The sequence below is a fragment of the Acidobacteriota bacterium genome, from assembly GCA_028875575.1.
Lineage (GTDB): Bacteria > Acidobacteriota > Terriglobia > Versatilivoradales > Versatilivoraceae > Versatilivorator.
In genome coordinates this window covers 12505-35952 of the sequence record JAPPDF010000028.1, presented here as the reverse complement: position 1 = coordinate 35952, position 23448 = coordinate 12505, and the positions used below count along the sequence as shown (strand labels likewise).

The window sequence follows — 23448 nt, the reverse complement described above, 5'->3', positions numbered from 1 at the left end:
GACCGCTATGAAGTGAACTGCTGCCGGAAATAGGGAATGGTCAGCTCCAGCCCCTCATCGATGTCGATGGTCGGCTCCCAGCGCAGTTTTTGCCTGGCCAGAGCGATGTCGGGCTGCCGGCGAACGGGGTCGTCCGAGGCTGCCTCCCCGTGGACGATGCTGGCGGAAGATTCCGTCAATTGAATGGTCTTCCTGGCCAGATCGAGAATGGTCAGCTCCCGGGGGTTCCCCAGGTTGACAGGCCCGCGGAAGTCATCCTGGTTCATCATGCCGACCAGACCTCGAACCAGATCCGAGACGAAGCAGAAGGAGCGGGTCTGCAGTCCGTTGCCGTTGATCCGCAGGTCTTCCCCCTTCAGCGCCTGGACGATGAAGTTGCTCACCACCCTCCCGTCATTGACCGCCATCCGGGGACCGTAGGTGTTGAAGATTCTGACGATGCGGATGTCGACCCGGTCCTGACGCCCATAGTCCATCATCAGGGTTTCCGCCACCCGCTTGCCTTCGTCGTAGCAGGCACGGACTCCAATGGGGTTCACGTTGCCCCAGTAGTCCTCGGGCTGGGGATGAACGCGGGGGTCCCCGTAGACTTCCGAGGTCGACGCCTGCAGGATTCTGGCCCGGGTCCGCTTGGCCAGTTCCAGCATGTTGGTCACTCCCAGGACGTTGGCCTGGATGGTCCTGACGGGATTGAACTGGTAGAAGACCGGAGAGGCGGGACAGGCCAGGTTGTAGATCTGCTCGACCTCGATGTCGACGGGATTGATGATATCGTGGCGCAGAATTTCAAAGTTCTTGGAGTCCAGCAGGTGAAAAATGTTTTTCTTGGAGCCGGTAAAGTAGTTGTCCAGGCAGACGACTTCGTGGCCCTGGGCAAGCAGGGAATCGCACAGATGCGATCCGATCAGACCGGCGCCGCCGGTAACCAGTATCCTCATGCCATCATCCCCCTTGCGGGACACCCTTCCCATTGTTCCGCAGAAAGCGTTCGCGCAGCGCCTTTTTCTGAATTTTCCCCGTTCCCCCCTTGGGCAGGCTGGTCAGGAACTCCACGCTGGAGGGCACCTTGTAGGCGGCCAGCTTTTGGCGGCAATACTGCTTCAGTGCCTGTTCGGAGAGGTCGGTTCCTTCCCTGGGGACCACCAGGGCCTTGGGCGATTCGCCCCATTTGGGATCCGGGGCTGCAATGACGGCGCACTCCAGCACGTCCGGATGGGAGAAGAGTGTCTTCTCGATCTCGATGGAGGAGATGTTCTCGCCTCCTCGCACAATAATGTCCTTCTTGCGGTCCACGATCATGAGGTAGCCTTCCGCATCCACCGTGGCCAGGTCGCCGGTGTGAAGCCATCCCTGCTTCAATACCTTGGCTGTTTCCTCGGGTTGCTTCCAATACCCTTTCATGACCACGTTGCTTCTGGCCACGATTTCCCCTACCGTCTCTCCGTCGGCGACCACGTCCTGTCCCCGCGGGTCGACCACCCTGACTTCGCTGCCCGGCAGTTCCAGCCCGGTCATGGCTGCCCGCCGATAGCGGGCTTCGCCATCCTCCCGCAGGTGCGACTTGAGCAGGGAAACCGTCAGGACGGGCGAGGTTTCGGTCAAGCCGTAGCCGCAACTGCACTCGCATCCGAAAGCAGCTTCCAGTTGGCGGACCATGTCCGGGGGGACGGAAGATCCTCCCAGATGGACCAGTCGGAGGCTGTCGAGACGGTAGTTGGGGATGGCTTGGGAGTTGAGCAGCAGGGTGGCCATGGTCGGGACCAGGTTGAGCGAAGTTACCCCTTCGTTCTGGATCAGTTCCAACACGGTCTTGGGACGGAAATGACGCAACATGACGTGGGTCCCGCCGACGCAGGTGATGCTGTGGGTGGCGCCCCACCCGTTGGCATGGAACAGTGGAATGGTGTGCAGTTGCACGTCGGCTTCCCGGTTCTGAAGAGCGAAGACGACACTCTGGGCGTGCAGGTAGAGATTGCGGTGGGTCAGCATCACTCCCTTGGGCCGGGCCGTGGTCCCACTGGTGTAGAACAGCTCGGCAACCGCATCCTCGTCCCGAATGGTTTCGGGGAAGGGTTCCGGACTGTACTCCTCGATAGCCTGCTCGTAGCCGAGGGGGTTAAGCCAGGAAAGGGATGGCTCTCCATCCAGAAGGACATAGCCTTGGAGGTCGAGCAACTCTTTGCGAACCTCCGCGATCAGGGGGAGGAACTCCTCTTCCATCAGCAGCAGCCGCGCCTCGGAATGGTTGAGGATGTAACGAAAATCCCCGGCAGTGAGGCGCATGTTGAGAGGGAGAAAGATGGCGCCGGTCTGTACCACCCCGTAGTAGGCTTCCAGGAGCCGGTGAGAATTGCGGCTGAGATAGGCCACTACCGTTCCGGGCTTGACGCCCAGAGACGCCAGGAAGCGGGACAATCGGTGGATTCTCCCGCTGAACTGGCGGTAGCTGAAGCGCCGGGCTCCGCAGACCACCGCGGTCTTGTCGGGGTGGAGCTTCACCGAACGGCGAAGGAACATCAGTGGGGTGAGTGGGACATTCATGATATGCCGGGCGGCGCTCGGGAGTTGCGGGCCAGGGAACAATAGTACGCGAGCGGCCCGTTTTCCGGTAGAGTTTGCATCGCCGACACTCCCCGGGGAGTCGGCCGGGCTCGATGAGTCGCCCTTGGCCAAGCGGAAGGGAGACCCCTGGAATGTGGGGCTAGGATATTGACCAAGCTGGGTTTATTTGGTACTTTGCCGTCGAGGACGAAGGAGTCGGTGAGCCAGAGATGAGCCAGATTACAGTGACACTGCCGGACGGCAGCCGGAAGGATTTCGATTCTGGAGTAACCGTTTTGGACGTGGCCCGGTCCATCGGGTCCCGCCTGGCGCGAGCGGCCCTGGTGGGCAAGGTGGATGGCCAACTGGTGGACTTGACCGCCAGGCTGGACAGTGACGCCTCGGTCACCATCCTGACCGAGCGGGACCCGGAGGCCCTGCAGGTATATCGTCACAGCAGCGCCCACCTGTTGGCGCTGGCGGTCATTGAACTGTTTCCGGGAACCCAGCTGGGTATCGGACCACCCATCGAGAACGGCTTCTACTACGATTTTCAGCGGGATGCTCCTTTTACGGCGGAGGAACTGGAGAGCATCGAGCAGCGGATGTTGGAGCTGGTGAGGGCCGACTACCCCTTTGAACGACAATGGATGGACAAGGCGGAGGGGTTGGAATGGTTCCGGAAGCAGGGAGCCGACCTCAAATGCGAGTTGATCCAGGACAGGGCCGGGGAACGCTTTTCCTGCTACAAGGTCGGAAGCCTCATCGATTTCTGCAGGGGACCTCACATCCCATCCCTGGGCAGGATCAAGGCGTTGAAGCTGTTGTCGGTGGCCGGGGCCTATTGGAAGGGTGACGAGACCAACCAGCAGCTCCAGCGAATCTATGGAACCTCGTTCTACGACAAGAAGCAGCTCGCCCTCTATCTCCATCAACTGGAGGAGGCCAAGAAGCGCGATCACCGCCGCATCGGCAAGGAGTTGGACCTCTTCAGCCTGCAGGAGGAAGCAGGCCCGGGCCTGGTCTTCTGGCACCCCAATGGAGCCTTGATTCGCAACGAGATCGAAGATTTCTGGCGCCAGCAACATCTCAGCGGTGGCTACCAATTCGTGTACACCCCCCATATCGCCAAGAAGGACTTGTGGCGCACCAGCGGGCACGTCGACTTCTATCTACAGAGCATGTATTCGGCGATGGAAGTGGACGAGGTGGACTATCAGCTCAAGCCCATGAACTGCCCGTTCCATATCCTCATCTACAAGAATCAGTTGCGGAGCTATCGCGACCTTCCGTTGCGGTGGGCTGAAACCGGAACCGTGTATCGGTACGAACGTTCGGGTGTGCTGCAGGGTTTGCTGCGGGTGCGGGGATTCACTCAGGACGACGCCCACATCTTTTGCCAGTCAGAGAAGATCGAAGAGGAAATCCTGGGCGTGCTGGACTTCACCCTGTCGCTGCTGCGCAGTTTCGGCTTCAGCGACCTTGAGGTCTTTCTGTCGACGCGGCCCGAGAAGTACGTCGGGTCGGTCGAAGACTGGGACGTCTCCACCGAGGCCCTGCGCAGAGCCGTGGAGGCGCGAGGACTGGAGTACAGCACCGACGAAGGAGGAGGCGCATTTTATGGGCCCAAGATCGACCTGAAGATCAAGGATGCCATCGGTCGTTCCTGGCAGTGCACCACCATTCAGTTCGATTTCAATCTTCCGGAGCGCTTCGATCTCTCCTATGTGGGAGAAGACGGAAAATTGCACCGTCCCTACATGGTTCACCGCGCCCTGCTGGGGTCCATGGAACGGTTCTTCGGGATATTGATTGAACATTACGCCGGCGCGTTTCCACTGTGGCTGGCCCCAGTCCAGGTCGTTGTTCTGCCAATCAGCCAGCGACACGCGGAAGCGGCCTCGACCCTCGAATCCAGGCTGGTTCAAGAGAAGTTTCGGGTCAAGAGCGACCTGCGGAACGAGAAGGTGAACGCCAAGATCCGGAGAGCTCAAGTTGAGAAAGTACCCTTCATGGTTATCTTGGGAGACAGGGAGTTGGAGCAGGGTACACTTTCGGTCAGGAACCGGTTTGACGGCGATCTCGGTTCTTTTTCCTTTGAAAAATTTCTGGATTTGATTCAGGATTTACGGGACAAGAAGGCAGTGCGGCCCTAGCCGGTCCGCATCTGTCGAAAATGGCAAAATCACGGAGGTGGATGTATTCGTCGCAAGCCCACGTTTAGTCGTCAGCGGATCCGCGTCAACATCAATGATCGCATTCGGGCCAGAGAAATTCGGGTGATTGATGTGGACGGCCAGCAACTCGGTGTTATGCCTCCGGCGGATGCACTGAAGGTGGCCAAAGCAAAAGAGCTGGACCTGGTTGAGATTTCCGCCACGGCCAAACCCCCGGTCTGCCGTATCATGAATTACGGCAAGTACCTGTACCAGCTCAAGAAGAAGGCGCACGAGGCCAAGAAGCACCAGAAGATGATCCACGTCAAGGAGGTCAAGTTTCGTCCCAAGACCGACAATCACGACTACGAGTTCAAGAAGAAGAACATCCTTCGCTTCCTGGAAGACGGAGACAAGGTAAAGGCGTCGGTCAATTTTCGGGGTCGGGAAATGGCGCACAAGAGCATTGGACGCCAGTTGATTCTCCGCCTGATCGAGGACGTCGGCGAGCAGGGTTCGGTTGAGGGAAATCCGAAAATGGAAGGCAACCACATGTTCGTCATTTTTGCAGGCAAAAAGTAGGACAGGGGGCCGGCCCAGGCCGGAAGCCCTGCCCGTTGCGGGAGAGGGGAAGTGCCCAAGCTAAAAACTCATCGCGGAGCCAAGAAGCGGTTCAAGCTGACCGCCAGTGGCAAAATCAAGCGGGGTCATTCCCACGCCCGCCACATCTTGACCAAGAAGACAACCAAGCGAAAACGCAAGCTCGACCAGTCGGACCTGGTGAGCCGCAGCGATCTGTCAAAGGTCAAAAAAATGTTGCCCTACGCCTCCTGATAGGGGGTTGGGCAAGCCCGTCCACCGGGCACTAGCGTATTGATGGGACGGAGGTGAAGCAATCGTGGCAAGAGTCACGCGAGGCGCCGGACGGAGAAACCGAAGGCGTAAGCTCCTCAAGGCCTCTTCGGGATTTCGAGGCACCAAGAGCAAGCTTTTTCATTCCGCCAGGGAATCGGTCGATCGGGCGTTGAGATTTGCCGCCCGCGACAGGCGGGTGCGCAAAAGAGATTTCAGGGCCTTGTGGATCGTGCGCATTTCGGCGGCGGCCAGGCTCAACGGGCTTTCCTACAGCAGGCTGATACACGGCTTGAAGCAGTCGGGCATTGAGCTGGACCGCAAGGTTCTGGCCGACTTGGCGGTGAACGATCCGGCCATGTTTGCCAAGTTGGCCGAGACCGCCAAACAGGCGGCAGCCGCATAGGACGGGCTCGGCGGCTGCGATTGGCCCGGAACTGGACCGGCATCCGGTTGCCGGTCGCGGTTCCGAACGTCCTGGCGGGGCTTTCGGTGTTGGAATAAAGCGATAGGGGTGGGTGTAGCGACAGGGGGGCTTCAGGCCCCTTTTTTTCTGGTTTCACGCCGATAGTCGGCTTGGGAGCCCGGGATGTTGGAGAAGCTGGCCGCGTTGAAACAGTCCTTCGATGCCGATTTGGCGGAAGCCAGATCCGGGCAACAGCTTTCATTGCTGCGAGATCGATACCTGGGCCGCAAGGGAGGGCAGTTGACTCTGCTGATGAAGGGACTCAAGTCTCTTGCCGTGGCCGATCGAAAAGAGGTCGGGCGCAGCCTGAACCAGTTCAAGGCCAGGATCGAGACCGCCATGGAGACCGCCAGACAAAGGATCGAGTCGGAGTCGATCCGGCAGGAGACGGCCAGGGTCACCCTCGACCTGACACTCCCGGGCAAGCGGCGCGGGCTCGGCCACCTGCACCCACTGACCCGTGTGCGGCGCGACATCGAGGAAATCTTTTGTTCCATCGGCTATTCGGTTGCGGACGGACCGGAAATAGAGACCACCTATTACAACTTCGAGGCTTTGAATATTCCCGAGGATCATCCCGCCAGAGACGAGGGAGACACCTTCTACGTTTCGGAAAGCCTGTTGTTGAGGACCCACACCTCGCCCGTGCAGATTCGGACTATGGAACGGCTGAATCCACCGCTCCGCATCATCTGTCCGGGTACTGTCTATCGAAGGGACACTCCCGATGCCACCCATTCCCCTGTCTTTCAGCAGGTTGAGGGTCTGGCCGTGGATGAGCACCTCACCTTCCGGGATTTCAAGGGGACGATGGAGTATTTTCTGAAGGCCTTCTTCAGTGATGGAACCCGGGTCCGCTTTCGTCCCAGTTACTTCGGCTTTACCGAGCCCAGCGCCGAGGTGGATATCTCCTGCACGTTCTGTTCGGGCGGCAGGTGCCGCGTCTGCAAGCAAACCGGTTGGATCGAGGTATTGGGAGCAGGTATGGTGGATCCCGAAGTGTTCCGCCACGTGGGTATCGACTCTGAACGCTATACCGGATTTGCCTTCGGCGTCGGCATTGAGCGCTTTGCCATGATCAAGTATGGGGTCGAAAACATTCAGCACTTCTATCAGAATGATTTGCGGTTTCTACGGCAGTTCTAGTTATTGGCTCGTGTGTAAAACCTGAACGATGATCGTTAGCTATCGCTGGCTTGGAGAAATGGTGGATTTCGACGCCGGACCCGATCGGCTGGCGGCGGATTTGACCAATTGCGGCGTGGTGGCCGAGGTCATCGAATCCGGATCCTCGGACACTCTCCTGGAGCTCGAGCTGACCACCAATCGACCGGATTGTCTGGGTCACCGGGGCGTCGCCAGAGAGATTGCCACTCTCTATGGCAAGACCCTTCGGACAAGGCAGGTCGAGTTGTCCGAATGCCGGCCGTCGACCTCCAGTCAGGCCTCGGTCGAGATCGAATCGCCCCGACAGTGTCGCCGCTACTCGGCGCGGTTGATTCGGGGGGTTCGGGTCGGGCCCTCTCCGGATTGGCTGTGCCAAAGGCTGGATTCCCTGGATATTCGTCCCATCAACAACATAGTCGATGCCACCAACTACGTGCTGATGGAGTGTGGCCATCCGACCCATGCCTTCGATCTGTCCAGGATTGACGCCGCGCGAATCGTGGTGCGAGAGGCGCGCAACGGCGAGCGCCTGGTGACTCTCGACGGGGTTGAGCACCGTTTGAGGGAGGGGATGCTGCTCATTGCCGACCCGGTAAAGCCTCTGGCCCTGGCCGGAGTCATGGGAGGACTGGTTAGCGAAATCGGCTCTGGCACCAGAGATGTATTGGTGGAAAGCGCCTGGTTCGATCCCGTTTCGGTTCGAAAGACCTCCAAGGCCCTGGGAATCCATACGGAGGCCTCTCATCGGTTCGAACGGGGAGCAGACCTGGAAGCGACCCTGCCCGCCGCCAACCGAGCCGCCCAACTGATTCAGGAACTGGCCGGCGGAGAAGTCCTGCAGGGACCCATCGACAACTATCCCGGCGTCTTGCAGAGGCCTCCGGTGCTGCTTCGCCGGTCGCGCCTGGCCAGACTCCTGGGTCTGGAAATTGACGGCGACGAGGTTGAGAGGATCCTCAACTCCCTGCAGTTCAGGATTCTCGACAGTGGGCCCGAAGGCTGGAGGGTTCACCTCCCGACCTCCAGGCTGGATGTGGACCGGGAGATCGACCTGGTCGAGGAGATTGCTCGTCACCACGGTTACGGAAACCTGCCCTCCACGCTGCCGGCCTGGCAGGGCGGCGCCCAGCGCCGCCAGGATCACCGAGTCGAAAAGACCGTGACCGAGCGCTTGTTGCACCTGGGATATTCTCAAACACTGACCTATCCCCTGGTGGATGCGAGGGAGGATCTCAAATTCGGCGCCAAGCCGGCGATTTCGGTGTTGAATCCAATTTCCTCCGAGACGGGAGTCATGAGAACCTCGCTCTTGCCGGGGCTCTTGGCTTCGCTGTCGTGGAATTACAATCGCGGTATTCGAAGCCTCAAGGTCTTTGAGATAGGAAAAGTCTACGGTTGGGTTCAGCCGCAACAGTCTGGAGAGCAATCCAGGGTGGGGCTGCTGGTGACAGGCAACCTGGAGGAAAAAACGGTTCACGGCGCCGCCAAGGCTTACTCGCTCTTTGACCTCAAGGGGGATATCGAGACTCTGTTGGAGCCGTCGACACCTGGCAAGGAGGATGTTCGGTTTGAAGCTTGCGACAAGTTGGATTCCCACTGGAGTTCGGTTGCTGCCGGACAAATCCGGCTCGGGGATGCGGAGCTGGGCAGTTTCGGTAAACTGGATCCCGGCATTTGTTCGGACCACAAGATTGGACAGCCGGTGTTTGCGGCTGAAATCGAGTTGAACCAACTCCATCCACTGTGGCGTTCCGAACCCAGAGCCAAGCGAATTCCGCGTTTCCCTGCCATTCAGAGGGACCTCTCCATTGTGGTGGATGGTGACGTTAGCTATGGGGACATTGAATCGGCTATTCGGGGCACTCGAATCCGGGAGCTCCATTCGATATTTCCGTTTGACCTGTATCGGGGAGGTCGATTGCCGCACGGCAAGAAGGGAATATCGATCCGACTCGTTTACCAGAGGCTGGATCGAACGCTGGTGGAGGAAGATGCCAATCGATTCGACCAAGCGGTGTTGGCCAGCCTGAGAGACAGGTTCGGTGCACAGCTAAGGGGATGACGTTGGGAGACGGATTGGAAAAATTTGCTGACCTCGAGAGCCGGGTTTATCGAATGGCGGAGTTGTTCAAGGCCACCAGGGCTCAAAAGGAAGCCCTGGAAGCAGAAGTCCGGAGACTCAAATCGGAAATGGAGCAGTTTGCCTCGGAGAATGATCGGCTGAAGTCCGAGGTCTCGGAATTTGGAAAGGACCGGGAGATGATCAGGGAGAAAGTCGAGCGGATCCTGGGCAGTTTGGACGGATGGGAAATTTGAATGGTCGACCTTTGGAGTGCGGACGATGCAAAGCGAAAATGAGGTCAGGCGGGTTGAGATCTGCGATCGGGTTTACGCTGTCACCGGGGCCATCGACGGAGACTACCTGGAGCGGCTTTCGGCTTATGTCGACGGAAAAATGCGAGAAATCCAGGAGTCCAGTCGAACCGTCGATACCGTCAAGGTAGCCGTGATGGCGGCGCTGAATATTGCCGATGAGCTGTTTCAGCAACGGGATCAGGCCGAGCGGTCAGACGCCGCTCTCGCCGACAAGAGCAGCCGCTGCTCCGATATGCTGGACGCGTTCCTTCCCGAATGAGAAATGGACCGCCGGGAAGATAGGCCATACTCCGCCGAGAGGTCGGATGATAGTCAGATGATCGACGGGGCCCGACGTTGTGTGCGGATCATACACTGTGAAACAGGCGTGCTTCAGACAAGCCCCCTGTCCTTCCGCGCGGATCATACGAGAGTGAAACAGGGGCCTGTTACGAACCTGGGAGACTGGGGCCCTCCACCGGCTCGATTGGGGGCTGGATCTCCTATCCGGCGATCTCGCTGGTTCCGTCCCCCCCACCGGTTCGACTGCGGGCGGAGCCCTTGTCTCACCGACTCCCCCTCAAGGGGGGAGTGATTCTTCAGGCCAGCACAAGGCTTCCAGTAGAACTCTATCACTCCCCCCTTGAGGGGGAGTCGCAGAAGCCGAGCCGCAGGCGAAGGCTGATGCGGTGGGGGGCAAGGCTCGACTCCGGACCGTGCGACGGCGCGGCTGATACAGGGCGAAACAGCGGTACTTCAGACAAGATGCGTAACGTGTCGATCAAATAACTCTCCACTCTCCACTAGCCACTATTCACTTTTTGCCTAACCCGCCGCCGTCCCACACGACGGGGCGGCCCATGAGGGGTGAGACAGGGTGTTCCAGGTAAGGGGCTTGACCTGGAGAATCGGCTTTCACTAGAATCCTTCCACCCTGCAATGTACGTGTAGGCATGTATTATTTGAACCAACACCTATTTGAAGGGAGCCTGACCTTTGTACGGTGTGTAAGCTTCACCATGTGAAGCTTCCTAATGTTCAAGGAGTGGCGCCCACCTGGTCTCCAGGTCCAAATAAGGTGTCTCACGGCAGAGCGGGGTTTTTCTTTGCCCGCCGGCCGCAGCCCGCCCTTCAATTGTAATCTCCAAGTCTGTCGTCTATGATGGCTTGAGGCCATCAACCTCCTGAAGCACTTGGCCGTTATAAGGGTTTCCCAGCCATCCCCGCCAAGCCGCTGATTGGATCACATTCCGCCGGGGGGATATGCCCGTCAAGAATCTGCGGATCCTGTTTATTGGCGACGTCTTCGGAAGACCGGGACGAGAAGCCGTTCGAGGCCATCTTCCCCAGATTCTGGAGGAAAGACGGATCGACCTGTGCGTGGCCAACGTCGAAAACTCGGCCGCAGGACGCGGGATTACTCCGCCATTGGCCCACCAGTTTCTCGAAATGGGGGTAGAGGTGTTGACCTCCGGAAATCACGTGTGGGACCGGAAAGAGATCCTGGATTACCTGGACCAGGAGCCTAGGCTGCTGCGTCCGGCCAACTATCCGCCGACAACTCCGGGCCATGGCCTCTTTGTGGGTGAAACCCGGAGCCACGTCCCCTTTGCAGTGATCAATCTGCAGGGTCGGCTGTTCATGCCCCTCACCGATTGCCCGTTCCGTGTGGGCGAACAGCTTATCGACAGACTCTCGCCGGACGTCAAGGTAGTCCTGGTGGATTTCCACGCCGAAGCCACCGCGGAGAAGCAGGCGATGGGCTGGTATCTGGACGGCAAGGTTTCGGCCGTGTTGGGGACCCATACACATGTGGCCACCGCCGACGAGCGCACGCTCCCGAAGGGGACCGCCTACATGACCGATGTCGGCATGACCGGTGCCCACGACTCGGTCATCGGTGTCGAGACCGACATCATTCGATCCAAGTTCATCGACCAGTTGCCGGCACGCTTTGGGCCGGCCAAGCAGAACGTCAGGATCAATGCGGTTGCGGTCGATATCGATCCGGAGACCGGCCGGGCTCAGGGAATCGAGAGACTTTCGGTAAGGGCGGAGTCCCCTTAAACAAACGCCGGCGCCTTGTGGCTGGAAGCCGGTTCAAAGTCGAGCATGGGCAGATTTTTTATTCACATCGATGCACAGGATGCACAGGATTTTTCGTACCTGAAACAACTGAGAGTTATCCAAGAAGGCCAAAAAGAAATTCACGAAGGAACACGAAGGACGACGAAGGGCCACCACGGGGTTGGTGAAGCCTCGCCAGGAGTTTTGTGGAATGTTTGATCAACTGACCGAGCGCCTTCAGAGAGTGTTCAAGACTCTTCGGGGTGAAGGCAAGCTCTCTGAGGCTCACGTCACCAGCGCCTTGCGAGAGATCCGACTGGCTCTCCTGGAAGCGGATGTAAACTTTCGGGTGGTCAAGCAGTTCGTAGAGGCAATCAGAGGGAGGGCCACCGGTCAGGAGGTTTTGCAGTCGCTGACCCCGACCCAGCAGGTTATCAAGATAGTCAGGGACGAGTTGGTGGAGCTACTGGGAGGAAATTCCTCCGCCCTTTCCTTTGCCGGCAAGCCGCCGTCCGTTTACTTGATGGTGGGCCTGCAAGGTTCGGGGAAGACGACCTCTGCCGGAAAACTGGCCCGGTGGCTGGACCGCAACGGTCACCGGCCCCTTTTGCTTTCCATAGACGTGTACAGGCCGGCGGCCAGGGAGCAGCTTTCCGTGATTGCCCGGGACCTCGATCTTCCCTGTTACCGGGGAGAGGGCATCGATGACCCGCTACAGCTCTGCCGCTCGGCGCTTGTGGAGGCCGGGACCAGCGGCTGCGATGTTCTCCTGATCGATACCGCGGGCCGACTCCATATCGATGATGCTCTCATGCGCGAGCTGCAGGAGGTCAGGGATCTGGTGGTCCCCACCGAAACCTTGTTGGTGGCTGACGCCATGACCGGTCAAGACGCCGTCAAGAGCGCCCGGGAGTTTCACCAGCGCTTGACGCTAAGCGGCGTCATCCTGACCAAGATGGACGGCGACGCCAGGGGCGGGGCGGCACTGTCCATACGGTCGGTGACAGGACAGCCCGTCAAGTTTGTGGGCGTGGGCGAGAAGTACGATGCCCTGGAGCTCTTTCATCCGGATCGGATGGCTTCCCGGATTCTGGGCATGGGGGATGTGCTGTCCCTGATCGAGAAGGCAGAGGAGACCATCGATCGTGAAAAGGCCTTGGAGCTTGAGAGAAAGGTCCGAAGCGATTCCTTTACCCTGGAAGACTTCCGGGATCAGATGAGACAGATGCGACGGCTGGGGTCGATGGAGGAGATTCTTTCCATGCTTCCTCAAGTGGGCGCGTTCAAGGAACTGAACAAGGTCAAGGTGGACGAAAAGGAACTGCTGCACATTGAAGCCATCATCAATTCCATGACCCCCAGGGAGCGAACCCACCATCAGATTATTAATGGAAGCCGGCGCAAACGCATCGCTCGCGGCAGCGGCACTTCGGTCCAGAAGGTCAACCAGTTGCTCAAGCGTTACGTGCAGGCGCGCAAAATGATGAAGCAGATGAGCAGCGGCAAGATCGGCAGGCGTCTGAGACGGTTGAAGCTGTCGGGGTTGGGCTAGTCAATGACCACTCGAGTTGGTCTTGTCGGCCTTGGCGGGCCAACCGCCGGAACCTACCTGGAGTGCCTCAGGCGTATGCCCGAGGTACAGCTTGCGGCGGTGGTGGCACCTGGGTCCTGTCTGAAGATGGATCGGGGCGGAGGGCTACAAGGGGTCGCCACTTTCCCCCACCATCGAATCCTGCTGGAGCAGTTTCCCGCCGAAGGGATGGTCGTCTGTGTTTCCGGCGACCGCCGGAAGGAAACCGTGGTGGACTGCGTCCGCGCCGGCAAACCGATTCTCTGCGAAAACCCGATCTGCGAAACATTGGTGGAAGCCCGTGAAACGTGGGCCATTTCCCAGGCTCACGACGTGCTGTTCGGGGTTTGCTTTCCGGTTCGATTCAGCTCGGCTTGCAGACAGGTTCGGAAACGGGTCCTGCAGGGAAACCTGGGGAATCCCTTGACTGTCACGGTCCGCAGGCCGGAAGGGATTTCCGGGGGCTCATCGGGAGACGCTTCCGGGGGGGATGGCGGCCTCGGGCCAAATCCGGGAACCGCCCTGGTCGATACACTGCGCTGGCTGTTGGGTGGAGAATTCACCCTGATAACGCTGATAGGCTCCGAGGAGGGAGCCGGCCAACCTTCAGGATGGCTGCGCTTGGAGATGAACCATGGGACTGTGGTCATCCTGGAAAGCAGCCTGATAGACTCGCTGGAAGCAGTCAAGATGGCGGGGGCGGCGTGTCTTGAGATCTGCGGTCCTCAGGGGCGCCTGGATCTGGAGTTTTTCGCGGGTGCGGATTCCGGCGGGTTGGAACCGGGTTGCGACAGATCCAGGGGATCGCCCATAGGGCGGATGCTGGCCAATTTCGTGGAAGCGGTCCGTGGCCGGGCGCGGGTTGCGGCCGGGGGAATGGACGGATTACGAGCCATCGAGGTTGTGGAAGCCGCCCGGCGCGCCTGGAAATATCGGACGGCCGTGGTTCTCTGAGTCGGTTGAGGGAGGTGTGTCATGCAATCAAGTCGGAACAATCCTGCTCTGGGTGGCGGTGACTACGCCTTGGGCATGGTCACCTGGAACCTGGGAAAAGACTGGGATCTGCCGACCCTGATCGAGGCCTGCGAGGAGACAGGCTTCCGTTCGGTCGAACTGCGCACAACCCACCAGCATGGAGTGGAACCCCATCTGAGCAGGGAAGAGCGCGTTGCCGTCGCGAGCCGCTTCGGCTTCTCTCCAATTCGCCTGCTGAGCCTGGGGACTGCTTGCGAATTCCACTCCACCGACAGGAGCGTAGTCGGCAGAAATGTAGAAGAGACCAAGCAGTTTGTGGAACTGGCTCACGATGTGGGAGCCCTCGGAGTGAAGGTGCGCCCCAATGGGATTCCCGACGAGGTTCCGGAGAGTCAAACCCTGAGCCAGATTGCGGAGGCCTTGCGGGAGTGCGGCAAACACGCTCAGGGCTACGGCGTGGAAATCTGGCTGGAAGTCCACGGGCCCAAGTCAAACAGTCCGGCTCGGGTGCGGAGGATCATGGAGTTGGCCGATCATCCCATGGTGGGGGTCTGCTGGAACTCGAACCCCGAAGACGTCAGGGAGGGTTCGGTGGCCGGGAGCTTCGAACTGTTGAAGCCCTGGTTGAGGAATGTTCACATCAGGGAGCTTTGGAGGAAGGACTACCCCTGGCGAGAACTGTTCGACCTGCTCACGCAGTCGGGTTACCGCCGGTATACGCTGGCCGAGATTCCAGCCAGCTCCGACGCGGTTCGACTGATGCGCTACTACGAAGCGCTCTGGAACGAGCTCAAGGGGTAGGGGCGTTTCGCGATTGCTGCGTTTCCGGGTCAAGCCCTGATGTTGACCCAGACGTGTACGTGGGGACTGCCGCGGAAGTACCAGACCATGTTCTTGCTCTGTAGCTGCCAATTGTCCCAGATGCCGTCGTTCCCGATATCGCCGCTGCGGTAGAACGACAGGCTCAGTCCATCCAGCTTGCCCTCCTTCTTGATGTAGCGCATGGCTTCCTCGGCATCTCGCCGGCGAAAGGGCAACAGCAGGTCGGCCAGCACCTCCTCTACCAACTCCACCTGGTCGCGGCTCATTTCCGAGACGGGCAGGCCGGCCAACTCCTCATCCAGTCTCACGGTTCGAGTCTGCTGTTCCTTGCGGGGATCGGCAAGCAGTGCCATTTGGCGCTGCCTGCCGTCCAGGGCCTGGAATACGCGGTTGGCTGACTTGGCCTGGTACCAGTAGACGTTTCCGGGATGGTCCGGAGCCTCGTAGAAGTCACGGGCCGCATGACCATAGAAGATGGGTCCACCGAAGGCGGCTCCTTCCACCGAATCTCCGTCGCAGCGCATGGTGCAGTGGCGTCCGGTTAGAACGAACTCGAACTTTCCGGTTGCCGGTCGTCCGAAGATGGCGATGGAGTAGTTGCCCAGGCTTCCCCCGTCCTCCTTCATGTGTTCCATGACCTTGTCCACGTAGTCCGGATTGTGAACCCCTTGAAAGATCTCCCTGATCATGGCCTGCTGGTCAGCCGTGTAGAACCGGTTGATCTTGTGAGGCGTGATCGCCCAGTTGTTGTCCACCTTGGAACGAAGGGGATGATCGAAGGGGAACGTCATGACTCTTCGTTGTTCCTCCGACAGGCTCTTGTAGAGCGTGGCCACCAGAGTCTCCGAATGGGGAGGGACTCTGGTAGCGGCCGCTGACAGCGCCGCGTCGGGAAGGGTTGCCCGGGCTGCCAGTCCCACTCCTCCCAGAACGGCCGCCTTCAGAAAAGTTCGACGCTCTCCTATCGAGAACCCGGATGATACCTGCCTGGTTTGATTCCCCATGACTCCTCCTTGCGCCTGAAGCCGTTATGAAATGCCAAACGATGGTGGTTTGAACGTATTATACACCCGGCTTCAGGGATTTGGTGGGGTAAGCGGGCGGGGAGGAATGCCCTTGGGGTGGGTTGATGGTGCCCAGGGACGGAATTGAACCGCCGACGCCAGCCTTTTCAGGGCTGCGCTCTACCGACTGAGCTACCTGGGCATCCCGCGGCTTTGGCGCCGGCGCAGCTTGGGCCAAAGCCTGGGAAGTATAGTGAAAGTCCCTCGCCATTTCAAGCACCTTGGGGAACCCCTATGGACGCTATATCGGCCGTTCGCGCGATGACTTTCGATGTCTTCGGCACCGTCGTCGATTGGCGGACCAGCATCATCCGTGAGGGTGAGGCTGTCGGGTGCGAGAAGGGCATTGAGGCGGACTGGGCGGCTTTTGCCGATGAATGGCGGGCCGGCTACGGTCCCGCCATGGGGCGGGTGCGCCGCGGCGAGCTGGGGTGGACCAGGATCGACGACCTGCACCGGATGATCCTCGACGGGCTGGTGCCCAAGTACGGGCTCGGGAGTCTCACCGAGGATGAGCTCGACCACTTGAACCGGGCCTGGCACCGGCTGACGCCCTGGCCGGACACGGTCGAAGGGCTGACCCGGCTGCGAAGGCGATATGTGCTGGCGTCACTCTCGAACGGAAACGTGGCTCTCCTCGTCAACATGGCGAAGAACGCCGGGATTCCGTGGGATGCCGTGCTTTCGGCGGAACTGGCACGCCACTACAAGCCCGACCCCGCGGTCTATCTGACGGCAGCCCGGATACTGGGCCTCGCTCCAGAGCAGGTGATGATGGTCGCGGCCCACAAAGTCGACCTTCGGGCGTCGACGCGCCTCGGCTTCAAAACGGCCTATGTGCCGAGACCGACGGAGTTCGGGCCGAACATGGAGCGGGATCTGGCGCCTGATCCGGACTTCGACCTGGTGGCCACCGACTTCAACGACATGGCGAACCAGCTCGGGGTCTGATGCACGCGTTGGAACGGACCAATGGAGGCGTGGCGGACCGACGTCGTCAGTCGTCGTTCCTGCTCTCGATCCAGGCGCGCACTTCGTCGAGCGCGTCGGCAAGCGCCCTGCGCCTGCGCCTCAAGGCGCTGCGAGTCCGGAGCGGCATGTTGCGCAGCGCGAAGAAGGCACGCACGGTGCGCCAGACGGCGGATTCCCGCTCGAATGCCAGTGTGCCCAGGACGGCCAAAGCCACTAGTGCGAGTCCGATCGCCAAGCCGGTCCCCGTGCCGGTTCGAGTGCCCGCAGAGGTAGCTATCGCAGCAATCCAGAATCCGTGGATCAGGCCGCCGCCGACGATCTGACGTAGCGTACGCTTTTGGAGGTTGAGCGCTCCCCTTCCGATCCGGTCGGTGAGCCAGTACGGAATGGCGAAAACGATGGCGGTTGCGATCGCCATCGGGCCGAGCAGCAGAGCAAGGAGCCCTTCCCGCAGTGTAAAGCGGATGACCTCGCCGGTTGGGATGCGCTGGTCGAGATCGCGTTCGCGGAGCCGGAACCGAGCCAGACTCGTTCGAAATTCCTCCACCTGCGCCATGATTTCGGCCAGCCGCGCCGGGTCCCTCTGGCGCAGTTCCGCCATCCCCGCGGCAATCAGGCGGCGGCGGCCCAACCGCTCCCGCCCGTCCCGAGACGCCCCGCGGGCGGCGGCGTAGAGGCGATCGATACGCTCGACCATTGGCAGGTCGTGCCGCGGCTCCGCCTCGACCATCAAGTGCTTGAGGCGGTGCTCGATCCGGGTTGTGAGAGCCCGTATGGCGGTTGCTTCGTCCTCGGTAAATACTGCAGCGAGGTCCGCGTAGTCCACCGTGCGCCCGAAGACGGCTGTCACCCGGGAACGGAAGCGGGCCAGGGCGTCGAAGTTGAGCCCGACCGGCACGATGCTCACCGCATGCCCTTCGGCGCAACTGTTGAGGGCCATGCGGGCGGCGCCGGTTCGCAGCGGCTCGAGTCGGCCGCGGGCGTGACTGGTGCCTTCCGGGAAGAGGCAGATGGCCTCGCCGGCCGCGAGCGACGCCGCTACCGCGGAAAACATCTCCACGTTGCGGGAGGTGTCCACGCCGGGGTCCTTTTTGCGGTACACGGGAATCGCTCCCGAGCGGCGGATCAGCGGGCTGAGCGGGTGCCGCTCGAAGAGCGTGGACTTGGCGAGGAACCGGATGCGGCGTCCGGCCGTGGTCTGAATGACGGCCGGGTCGATGAGCGTGTTGGGGTGGTTGGCAACCAGCAGCAGCGCTCCGGTCGGCAGCGGCCCGCCGATGTGCTCGACCCTGTAGTAGGCGAATACGACGAGGCGACCGAACCCCCACACCCATGATCGCGGAGACGTCGTTCCGGCGGGCGCGGTCGGAGCAGCCGTCATGGTTTCTCAGTCGCGTCTGGCGGCGAAGCGGAGGCGGACGTAATCGGCCGACCAGCCGCCTTCCGCTGTGCTCAGGACCGGCTCGAGACGCTGCCGCATCTCGTTCAGTACGGCCCGCCGGTCACCCTTCGGGACACCGGCCAGGTATGGCTGGGCGAACGTCTGCAGCCAGTCGGTCAGGTCCGACGGCAGCAGCGTCGGACGCGGGAAGAGACGGATGGAGTCGACGTTGAAACCGTTTGCCTCGAGCCGGTCACGGTACTCCTCCGCGGTCGGGAAATACCACGGATTCAAGGCTTCTGCGTCGATCCCGCGCCTGGCCAGGACCTCGCCGAAAGCGGCGCGTATCGAGGCAACGCAGCCGTGGCCGCCGAACTCGGCCACCAGGCGTCCACCGGGTGCCAGCGCGTAGCGGATGGCGGCCAGGGCCGCATCCGGATCCCGAATCCAGTGCAGGACGGCGTTGCTGAATACGGCATCGAACTCTGCGTCGAAGGCGAGCGCGGTGGCGTCCGCGACCCGGGCGTCGATCCCGCGCTGGCGGGCCGCGCGCACCTGCCCCGGGCTGCTGTCGACCGCCACTACGCGGCAGCCGGCCTCGACCAGCTTCTTCGTCAGGGCTCCGTCGCCGCAACCGACGTCGAGCACTCGTTCGCCCGGCCGTGGATCGAGCAGCTCAACCACCGGCGCCCCCAGGTCGGAGACGAACCGCGCATGGGTGGCGTACCGATCGGCATCCCAGACTTGCATCGGATGATTGTTCTTACCGCTGGTCTCCCGACACCGTGGATCGGGTCCCCGGCATCTGAAGCATCCTGGGAGACCGATGGCGTTGGGAACGAGGTGCGGGTTCCGGCGGCGCCGCCGGAACCCGTCATTGGAGGATCAGGGGAAACAAGCCCGGATTACAACTTCCGTTCGGCAGAAAGGCCCTTGTCCTTGGGGACGCTCAAGTAACCGATGATGCGATTCCTTCGGACCTCGTTGACGACCAGCTCGTAGCGCAACTTGGTGGGGCCCACCAGAAATTGCACCGGCTCGTTGATGGTGCGCCGCTTCTTCTCCAGGGTGTTGTCGTCTACCACGATACGGACATTGTAGCGTTGCCTTCTGCGATTGGTCTTGGTCACCCCGATACGAATATCTCCGACCAAGGCGAAACCCTTTTTCTTCTGAATGTCGAACTCGTAGAAGTTCCGCTCGCCCTTGAGACGCAATTGCTTGAGCTCATCCTTGTTCCTGGCGATCTGCTGGGTCAAGGTGGCCCGAACGTCAACGATCTCGCGGCGGGCCCCCTCCAATGCCTTGCGTGTGGCCTCCACGTCGGTTTTGACCTTGGTAACGTCGGCATTGACGGCTCCAAAGCGACTGTCGGCGGTACTCTTGAGCTCGGAAAGCTGCCGGGAATCGGCTTTTCGGGCAATTTCCGTGTTGAGCTGCTGGACCGACCGCTCCTGTTCCTCCCTGAGCCGGCGGGCCGCGGCCCGGGCCCGGTTCAATTCCTTCTGGGTCACGCCCAGCCGTTCCTGCACGACCGTGAAGTCGGCCGTCAAGGCGCCCAGACTCTGTTCGAATTTCTGGTCCTGCTCTTCCTGCTCGTCAACCGCCTCCATCATCTCATCTTCCAGGGCGGCCACCTGGTCCTGGGATTCGAGGATCTGATCCTTGTTGCCCAGAACCTGGTAGATCAGAAAGATCTGCAATCCCAGCAGAATGATGAAGCCGAACAATCCCCAGCGAGGCGTGGACCGACCCGACATGCCGGTCATGGCCGGCTGCTTCGGCTTGGGTTGGTCGAGGGGCTTGCCGTCCGTAAAACTGTTCATGGTTGTTCTCTCCTTTCTCACTCAAACCTGCTGGAGATCGGCTGACTATCCTTGCGCTTTTTAAACCGGTAGCTTAGCAATGTTCAGCCTGAATTCCCATGAAAAGATGGCGTCATCCGCCGGCGAGTTGCTTCATGGTTGGGACCGATTGTCCTTCAAGGAAGGCGACTTGATGAAATCGGACTTCTATTCCTAAAATGTCGGCGGTTCAGGGAGCTGTTTCTGATGAAAGCCCTCATGTTCGCAGCCGGTACGGCCGGTGCCTTGCTACTCGTATCCGGTCAGTCGTCCTTGCCCCCGAGTCAAGGGACGTTCCAGCAACGGACCCTCACTCTCGGCCGGGACGCCTACCGCTATCAGGTTTTCCTTCCGGCCGGATGGCACCCGCGGAAAAGTTGGCCCGTGGTGCTTTTTCTCCACGGCAACGGCGAGCGGGGAGATGACGGTTGGCGCCAGACAGTGGTCGGTATCGGCCCCGCCATTCGGCGGAATCCCGAGAGGGTTCCAGCGATCGTTGTTCTACCGCAATGCCGCCGGGGAATGTGGTGGACCCACATCCGGATGGAGAGGTTGGCGCTGGCAGCTTTGGAGGCGTCGGTTCGGGACTTTGGCGGTGATCCCACCAGAATATTCCTGACCGGAATTTCCATGGGAGGGTACGGCACCTGGAGTCTGGCGGCCAAGCATCCGGGAACGTTCGCCGCGCTGGCTCCGATCTGCGGCGGCGTGGTGCCTCCCCCGGGAGTCAAGGTCCCTGAGGATCATCCGCCGGTGAAATTCTCTCCCGATCCCTACCGCAGCATGGCCGTCAGAATCGCCCCCACTCCGGTCTGGATATTTCATGGAACCGATGACCCGAGGGTGCCGGTCTCGGAATCCAGGAGAATGGCCGGGGCGATACGGGCATTGGGGAAGCCGGTGCGCTTCAGCGAATATGCGGGAGTCGGCCACGATTCCTGGGAGCGAGCCTACGCCGAACCCGATTTTTTCTCCTGGCTCCTGTCGCACCGGTCGGTCGGGCCGTAGCCGGCATTTCCCATTGAGGGGGTAGTTCGTCAATGCGGACTACCTGCGCCACCGCGTGCCCAGGCCGGGCGGAAGCCATGGCAAGGCCTGAACCTGACAGCCGCGTGGTCCGTTTGCCTTCATCCCGATCCTTTCCCTATAATGGCCCCGTTTATTCAGGACCGGAATGGTGCAATTGGCCCTCCAGGAGTCGTTCCACCCCCTTCGGTTGGCACCAGGACGCAGATGGCTCAGACACTGGCGGAAAAGATATTCTCCAACCACTGTGGTAGAGCAGTGCGAGCCGGGGATTTCATCCTGGCGGACCTGGACCTGGTTATGGCCCATGACACCACCTGCGCCTGGGCCCTGGAGCCCTTTTACCAGATCGCCGAGCGGGTTTTCGATCCTAAAAAGATCTTCATCCCCTTTGACCACGCCTTTCCGAGCCCCAGCGTGGCCATGTCCAAGTTACAGAGCCAGATCAGAAAGTTTGCCGATGAGCAGGGTATTCCGGTGGTCTATGACGGGGTGTGCCACCAGGTCATGTCGGAGCGCCTGATCAATCCGGGCAACCTCATCCTGGGCGCAGACTCCCACAGCCCCACCGGCGGCGGGCTGGGGGCCCTCACCATCGGCGTGGGTTCTACTGACGCCGCCATCGCCATGGCCACGGGCAAGAGCTGGTTTCGGGTTCCCCAGACGATCCGGGTCACTGTCAATGGTGAACTGCCAAGGGGTTGCTATTCCAAGGACGTGGTGCTGGCGGTGGCCAAGGAGATGGGGCCTGACGGGGCCAACTATCGGGTTATCGAATACGCGGGACCCACGGTGGAAGGCTTCAACGTCCCGGCCCGGTTGACGCTGACCAATATGAGCGCCGAAATGGGGGCCAAGGCAGCCGTGGTTGCCCCCGACGACCAGACCCGGGCCTATCTTGAGGAAAATGATCGACTGGTGGCCTTCGAACCTCTGCGCAGTGATCCCGGGGCTTCCTTCGAACGGGAGCTTCGCTTCGATGTTTCGGACCTGAAACCGATGATTGCGCGCCCCCCGGATATCGACAACGATGTGCCGGTGGAACAGGTCGAAAGCGAGAAGGTTGCGGTGGATCAGGTTTTTATCGGATCCTGTACCAATTGCCGCATCGAGGACCTGGAGGTCGTTCACCGAATGTGGAAGGGGAAGCGGGTGAAAGAGGGATTGCGAGCGATTGTTACCCCTGCCTCGCGCCGGGTCTACCTGCAGGCGCTCCAGCGAGGGTACGTTGAAGAGTTCGTCAACTTCGGGGCGGTGGTCTCCAGTCCCGGTTGCGGGCCCTGCCTGGGCCGGTCGGGTGGCGTGCTCTACGACAACGAGGTGTGCGTTTCCACCAGCAACCGCAACTTCGAGGGACGAATGGGCAGCCCCACGGCCAAGATTTTCCTGGCCAGTCCCGCGACCGCCGCGGCGACGGCCCTGACGGGCATCATTACCGACCCAAGAAGGTACGTTGCCTGAACTGGGATTGCGATTCGATGAATTGGAAATTCGGGGACAACATCAATACGGACCTGATTACTCCCGGCCGTTACAACATCACAACCGACCCCAAGGAGTTGGCCAAGGCCTGCTTTATCGAGTATCGTCCGGAATTCCGACAGCAAGTTCAACCAGGCGACTACGTGGTGGCCGGTCACAACTTCGGCTGCGGCAGCTCGCGCGAGACGGCGGCGGTGGCGCTCAAGCACTCCCACCTGCGAGCCGTCATCGCCAAGTCCTTCGCCCGAATCTTCTTTCGCAACGCCATCAACCTGGGGCTTCTGTGTGTGATCGCCGAAACCGACTCCATCGAGGAAAGCGACCGTCTGCAGTTGAACATACAGGCGCAGCTGCTCCGCAACGCAAGCAAGGATCAGACCATACCGATTGAAATTCCCGGCATGATGCTCCGGCTCCATCAGGAAGGCGGCATCATCAACTTTCTCAAGAAAAATGGCCTCTCCGCACTCGCCGACCTGGAAAAGTTCTAAGCCTGGCAGTTTTGGAACACCAGTTACTCAGAACAGTCCGGCCCCCGACGACGGGGCGGATCATAAGAGAGTGAAACAAGAGAAGTTCATGGCCTGTCGGGAACAAGATTATTGAACATCGATGCACAGGATGCACAGGATTAACAGGACGAGAGCTTCTTGCACCAGAATCCAGCTCGGGTGATGAACCGGTCCGGGATTGCGGATGCCCAGGATT

The 23448-nt window shown here is 60.4% G+C and carries 22 protein-coding genes, 1 tRNA gene and 1 other RNA gene; 17 read left to right on the top strand and 7 right to left on the bottom strand.

The features are described 5' to 3' along the window. Positions 1–5: 5 nt before the first annotated feature. Together OXI69_03380 and OXI69_03375 are read right to left on the bottom strand one after the other, a co-directional pair. Positions 6–938, bottom strand: a complete 933-nt coding sequence (locus tag OXI69_03380; GenBank protein ID MDE2665172.1) for an SDR family oxidoreductase — start codon at positions 936–938, stop codon at positions 6–8. A gap of 4 nt (positions 939–942) precedes the next feature. After that, a complete protein-coding gene (locus OXI69_03375) occupies positions 943–2541 on the bottom strand; it encodes a long-chain-fatty-acid--CoA ligase (GenBank protein ID MDE2665171.1) in 1599 nt (532 codons plus the stop codon). A gap of 230 nt (positions 2542–2771) precedes the next feature. On the opposite strand from OXI69_03375, the gene thrS reads away from it, so the two are divergent. The 13 genes from thrS (at position 2772) to OXI69_03310 (ending at position 14950) form a co-directional block, all read left to right on the top strand. Next, positions 2772–4697: a threonine--tRNA ligase gene (gene thrS, locus OXI69_03370; GenBank protein ID MDE2665170.1), complete on the top strand. Its 1926-nt coding sequence runs from the start codon at positions 2772–2774 to the stop codon at positions 4695–4697. 78 nt (positions 4698–4775) lie between these two features. Next, positions 4776–5279 carry a translation initiation factor IF-3 gene (gene infC, locus OXI69_03365; GenBank protein MDE2665169.1) on the top strand — a complete coding sequence of 168 codons (504 nt, stop codon included), beginning with the start codon at positions 4776–4778 and terminating at the stop codon, positions 5277–5279. Positions 5280–5330: 51 nt separating this feature from the next. Further along, entirely contained in the window at positions 5331–5531 is a 201-nt protein-coding gene (gene rpmI, locus OXI69_03360; GenBank protein MDE2665168.1) for a 50S ribosomal protein L35, read from the top strand. A gap of 64 nt (positions 5532–5595) precedes the next feature. Then, the gene (gene rplT, locus OXI69_03355) at positions 5596–5955 is read left to right on the top strand and encodes a 50S ribosomal protein L20 (protein ID MDE2665167.1); all 360 of its coding nucleotides are present in this window, start codon (positions 5596–5598) and stop codon (positions 5953–5955) included. Between the two features lie 183 nt (positions 5956–6138). Continuing rightward, the gene (gene pheS, locus OXI69_03350) at positions 6139–7161 is read left to right on the top strand and encodes a phenylalanine--tRNA ligase subunit alpha (protein MDE2665166.1); all 1023 of its coding nucleotides are present in this window, start codon (positions 6139–6141) and stop codon (positions 7159–7161) included. Between the two features lie 28 nt (positions 7162–7189). Next, complete coding sequence (gene pheT / locus OXI69_03345) at positions 7190–9244, top strand: phenylalanine--tRNA ligase subunit beta (GenBank protein ID MDE2665165.1); 2055 nt, start codon at positions 7190–7192, stop codon at positions 9242–9244. Between the two features lie 14 nt (positions 9245–9258). Beyond that, complete coding sequence (locus OXI69_03340; protein MDE2665164.1) at positions 9259–9498, top strand: hypothetical protein; 240 nt, start codon at positions 9259–9261, stop codon at positions 9496–9498. Positions 9499–9523: 25 nt separating this feature from the next. Further along, complete coding sequence (locus OXI69_03335; protein ID MDE2665163.1) at positions 9524–9817, top strand: cell division protein ZapA; 294 nt, start codon at positions 9524–9526, stop codon at positions 9815–9817. 648 nt (positions 9818–10465) lie between these two features. Continuing rightward, positions 10466–10641: non-coding RNA, 6S RNA (gene ssrS, locus OXI69_03330), on the top strand. A gap of 159 nt (positions 10642–10800) precedes the next feature. Further along, a complete protein-coding gene (locus OXI69_03325; GenBank protein MDE2665162.1) occupies positions 10801–11604 on the top strand; it encodes a TIGR00282 family metallophosphoesterase in 804 nt (267 codons plus the stop codon). Between the two features lie 211 nt (positions 11605–11815). Next, the gene (gene ffh / locus OXI69_03320) at positions 11816–13156 is read left to right on the top strand and encodes a signal recognition particle protein (GenBank protein MDE2665161.1); all 1341 of its coding nucleotides are present in this window, start codon (positions 11816–11818) and stop codon (positions 13154–13156) included. Positions 13157–13159: 3 nt separating this feature from the next. Further along, entirely contained in the window at positions 13160–14128 is a 969-nt protein-coding gene (locus OXI69_03315) for a Gfo/Idh/MocA family oxidoreductase (protein MDE2665160.1), read from the top strand. A gap of 21 nt (positions 14129–14149) precedes the next feature. Further along, positions 14150–14950: a TIM barrel protein gene (locus tag OXI69_03310; GenBank protein ID MDE2665159.1), complete on the top strand. Its 801-nt coding sequence runs from the start codon at positions 14150–14152 to the stop codon at positions 14948–14950. Positions 14951–14979: 29 nt separating this feature from the next. On the opposite strand, the gene OXI69_03305 is transcribed toward OXI69_03310, so the two are convergent. Then, positions 14980–15975 (bottom strand): DUF3500 domain-containing protein, encoded by a 996-nt coding sequence (locus OXI69_03305; GenBank protein MDE2665158.1) that lies wholly within the window; start codon positions 15973–15975, stop codon positions 14980–14982. Between the two features lie 126 nt (positions 15976–16101). Further along, positions 16102–16177 (bottom strand) — tRNA-Phe (locus tag OXI69_03300). A gap of 92 nt (positions 16178–16269) precedes the next feature. Here OXI69_03300 and OXI69_03295 point away from each other — a divergent pair. Next, complete coding sequence (locus OXI69_03295; protein MDE2665157.1) at positions 16270–16986, top strand: haloacid dehalogenase type II; 717 nt, start codon at positions 16270–16272, stop codon at positions 16984–16986. 46 nt (positions 16987–17032) lie between these two features. Here the strand turns inward: OXI69_03295 and OXI69_03290 are convergent, their stop codons facing one another. The 3 genes from OXI69_03290 to OXI69_03280 form a co-directional block, all read right to left on the bottom strand. Next, the gene (locus tag OXI69_03290; protein MDE2665156.1) at positions 17033–18388 is read right to left on the bottom strand and encodes a 1-acyl-sn-glycerol-3-phosphate acyltransferase; all 1356 of its coding nucleotides are present in this window, start codon (positions 18386–18388) and stop codon (positions 17033–17035) included. 6 nt (positions 18389–18394) lie between these two features. Then, a complete protein-coding gene (locus tag OXI69_03285; GenBank protein MDE2665155.1) occupies positions 18395–19138 on the bottom strand; it encodes a methyltransferase domain-containing protein in 744 nt (247 codons plus the stop codon). Positions 19139–19293: 155 nt separating this feature from the next. After that, positions 19294–20214, bottom strand: coding sequence for a hypothetical protein (locus tag OXI69_03280; GenBank protein MDE2665154.1), 921 nt, complete (start codon positions 20212–20214; stop codon positions 19294–19296). A 225-nt stretch (positions 20215–20439) separates the two neighbouring features. On the opposite strand from OXI69_03280, the gene OXI69_03275 reads away from it, so the two are divergent. The 3 genes from OXI69_03275 (at position 20440) to OXI69_03265 (ending at position 23231) form a co-directional block, all read left to right on the top strand. Further along, positions 20440–21240 carry a prolyl oligopeptidase family serine peptidase gene (locus tag OXI69_03275; GenBank protein ID MDE2665153.1) on the top strand — a complete coding sequence of 267 codons (801 nt, stop codon included), beginning with the start codon at positions 20440–20442 and terminating at the stop codon, positions 21238–21240. Between the two features lie 225 nt (positions 21241–21465). Continuing rightward, positions 21466–22719, top strand: a complete 1254-nt coding sequence (locus tag OXI69_03270) for a 3-isopropylmalate dehydratase large subunit (protein ID MDE2665152.1) — start codon at positions 21466–21468, stop codon at positions 22717–22719. Between the two features lie 17 nt (positions 22720–22736). Further along, positions 22737–23231, top strand: coding sequence for a 3-isopropylmalate dehydratase (locus OXI69_03265; GenBank protein ID MDE2665151.1), 495 nt, complete (start codon positions 22737–22739; stop codon positions 23229–23231). The last annotated feature ends 217 nt before the right edge of the window (positions 23232–23448 follow it).

Coding starts and splice junctions, on each gene's coding strand:
- OXI69_03380 (MDE2665172.1), bottom strand. CDS start 938: ATGAGGATACTGGTTACCGGCGGCGCCGGTCTGATCGGATCGCATCTG.
- OXI69_03375 (MDE2665171.1), bottom strand. CDS start 2,541: ATGAATGTCCCACTCACCCCACTGATGTTCCTTCGCCGTTCGGTGAAG.
- thrS (MDE2665170.1), top strand. CDS start 2,772: ATGAGCCAGATTACAGTGACACTGCCGGACGGCAGCCGGAAGGATTTC.
- pheS (MDE2665166.1), top strand. CDS start 6,139: ATGTTGGAGAAGCTGGCCGCGTTGAAACAGTCCTTCGATGCCGATTTG.
- pheT (MDE2665165.1), top strand. CDS start 7,190: ATGATCGTTAGCTATCGCTGGCTTGGAGAAATGGTGGATTTCGACGCC.
- OXI69_03335 (MDE2665163.1), top strand. CDS start 9,524: ATGCAAAGCGAAAATGAGGTCAGGCGGGTTGAGATCTGCGATCGGGTT.
- OXI69_03325 (MDE2665162.1), top strand. CDS start 10,801: ATGCCCGTCAAGAATCTGCGGATCCTGTTTATTGGCGACGTCTTCGGA.
- ffh (MDE2665161.1), top strand. CDS start 11,816: ATGTTTGATCAACTGACCGAGCGCCTTCAGAGAGTGTTCAAGACTCTT.
- OXI69_03315 (MDE2665160.1), top strand. CDS start 13,160: ATGACCACTCGAGTTGGTCTTGTCGGCCTTGGCGGGCCAACCGCCGGA.
- OXI69_03310 (MDE2665159.1), top strand. CDS start 14,150: ATGCAATCAAGTCGGAACAATCCTGCTCTGGGTGGCGGTGACTACGCC.
- OXI69_03305 (MDE2665158.1), bottom strand. CDS start 15,975: ATGGGGAATCAAACCAGGCAGGTATCATCCGGGTTCTCGATAGGAGAG.
- OXI69_03295 (MDE2665157.1), top strand. CDS start 16,270: ATGGACGCTATATCGGCCGTTCGCGCGATGACTTTCGATGTCTTCGGC.
- OXI69_03290 (MDE2665156.1), bottom strand. CDS start 18,388: ATGACGGCTGCTCCGACCGCGCCCGCCGGAACGACGTCTCCGCGATCA.
- OXI69_03285 (MDE2665155.1), bottom strand. CDS start 19,138: ATGCAAGTCTGGGATGCCGATCGGTACGCCACCCATGCGCGGTTCGTC.
- OXI69_03280 (MDE2665154.1), bottom strand. CDS start 20,214: ATGAACAGTTTTACGGACGGCAAGCCCCTCGACCAACCCAAGCCGAAG.
- OXI69_03275 (MDE2665153.1), top strand. CDS start 20,440: ATGAAAGCCCTCATGTTCGCAGCCGGTACGGCCGGTGCCTTGCTACTC.
- OXI69_03270 (MDE2665152.1), top strand. CDS start 21,466: ATGGCTCAGACACTGGCGGAAAAGATATTCTCCAACCACTGTGGTAGA.
- OXI69_03265 (MDE2665151.1), top strand. CDS start 22,737: ATGAATTGGAAATTCGGGGACAACATCAATACGGACCTGATTACTCCC.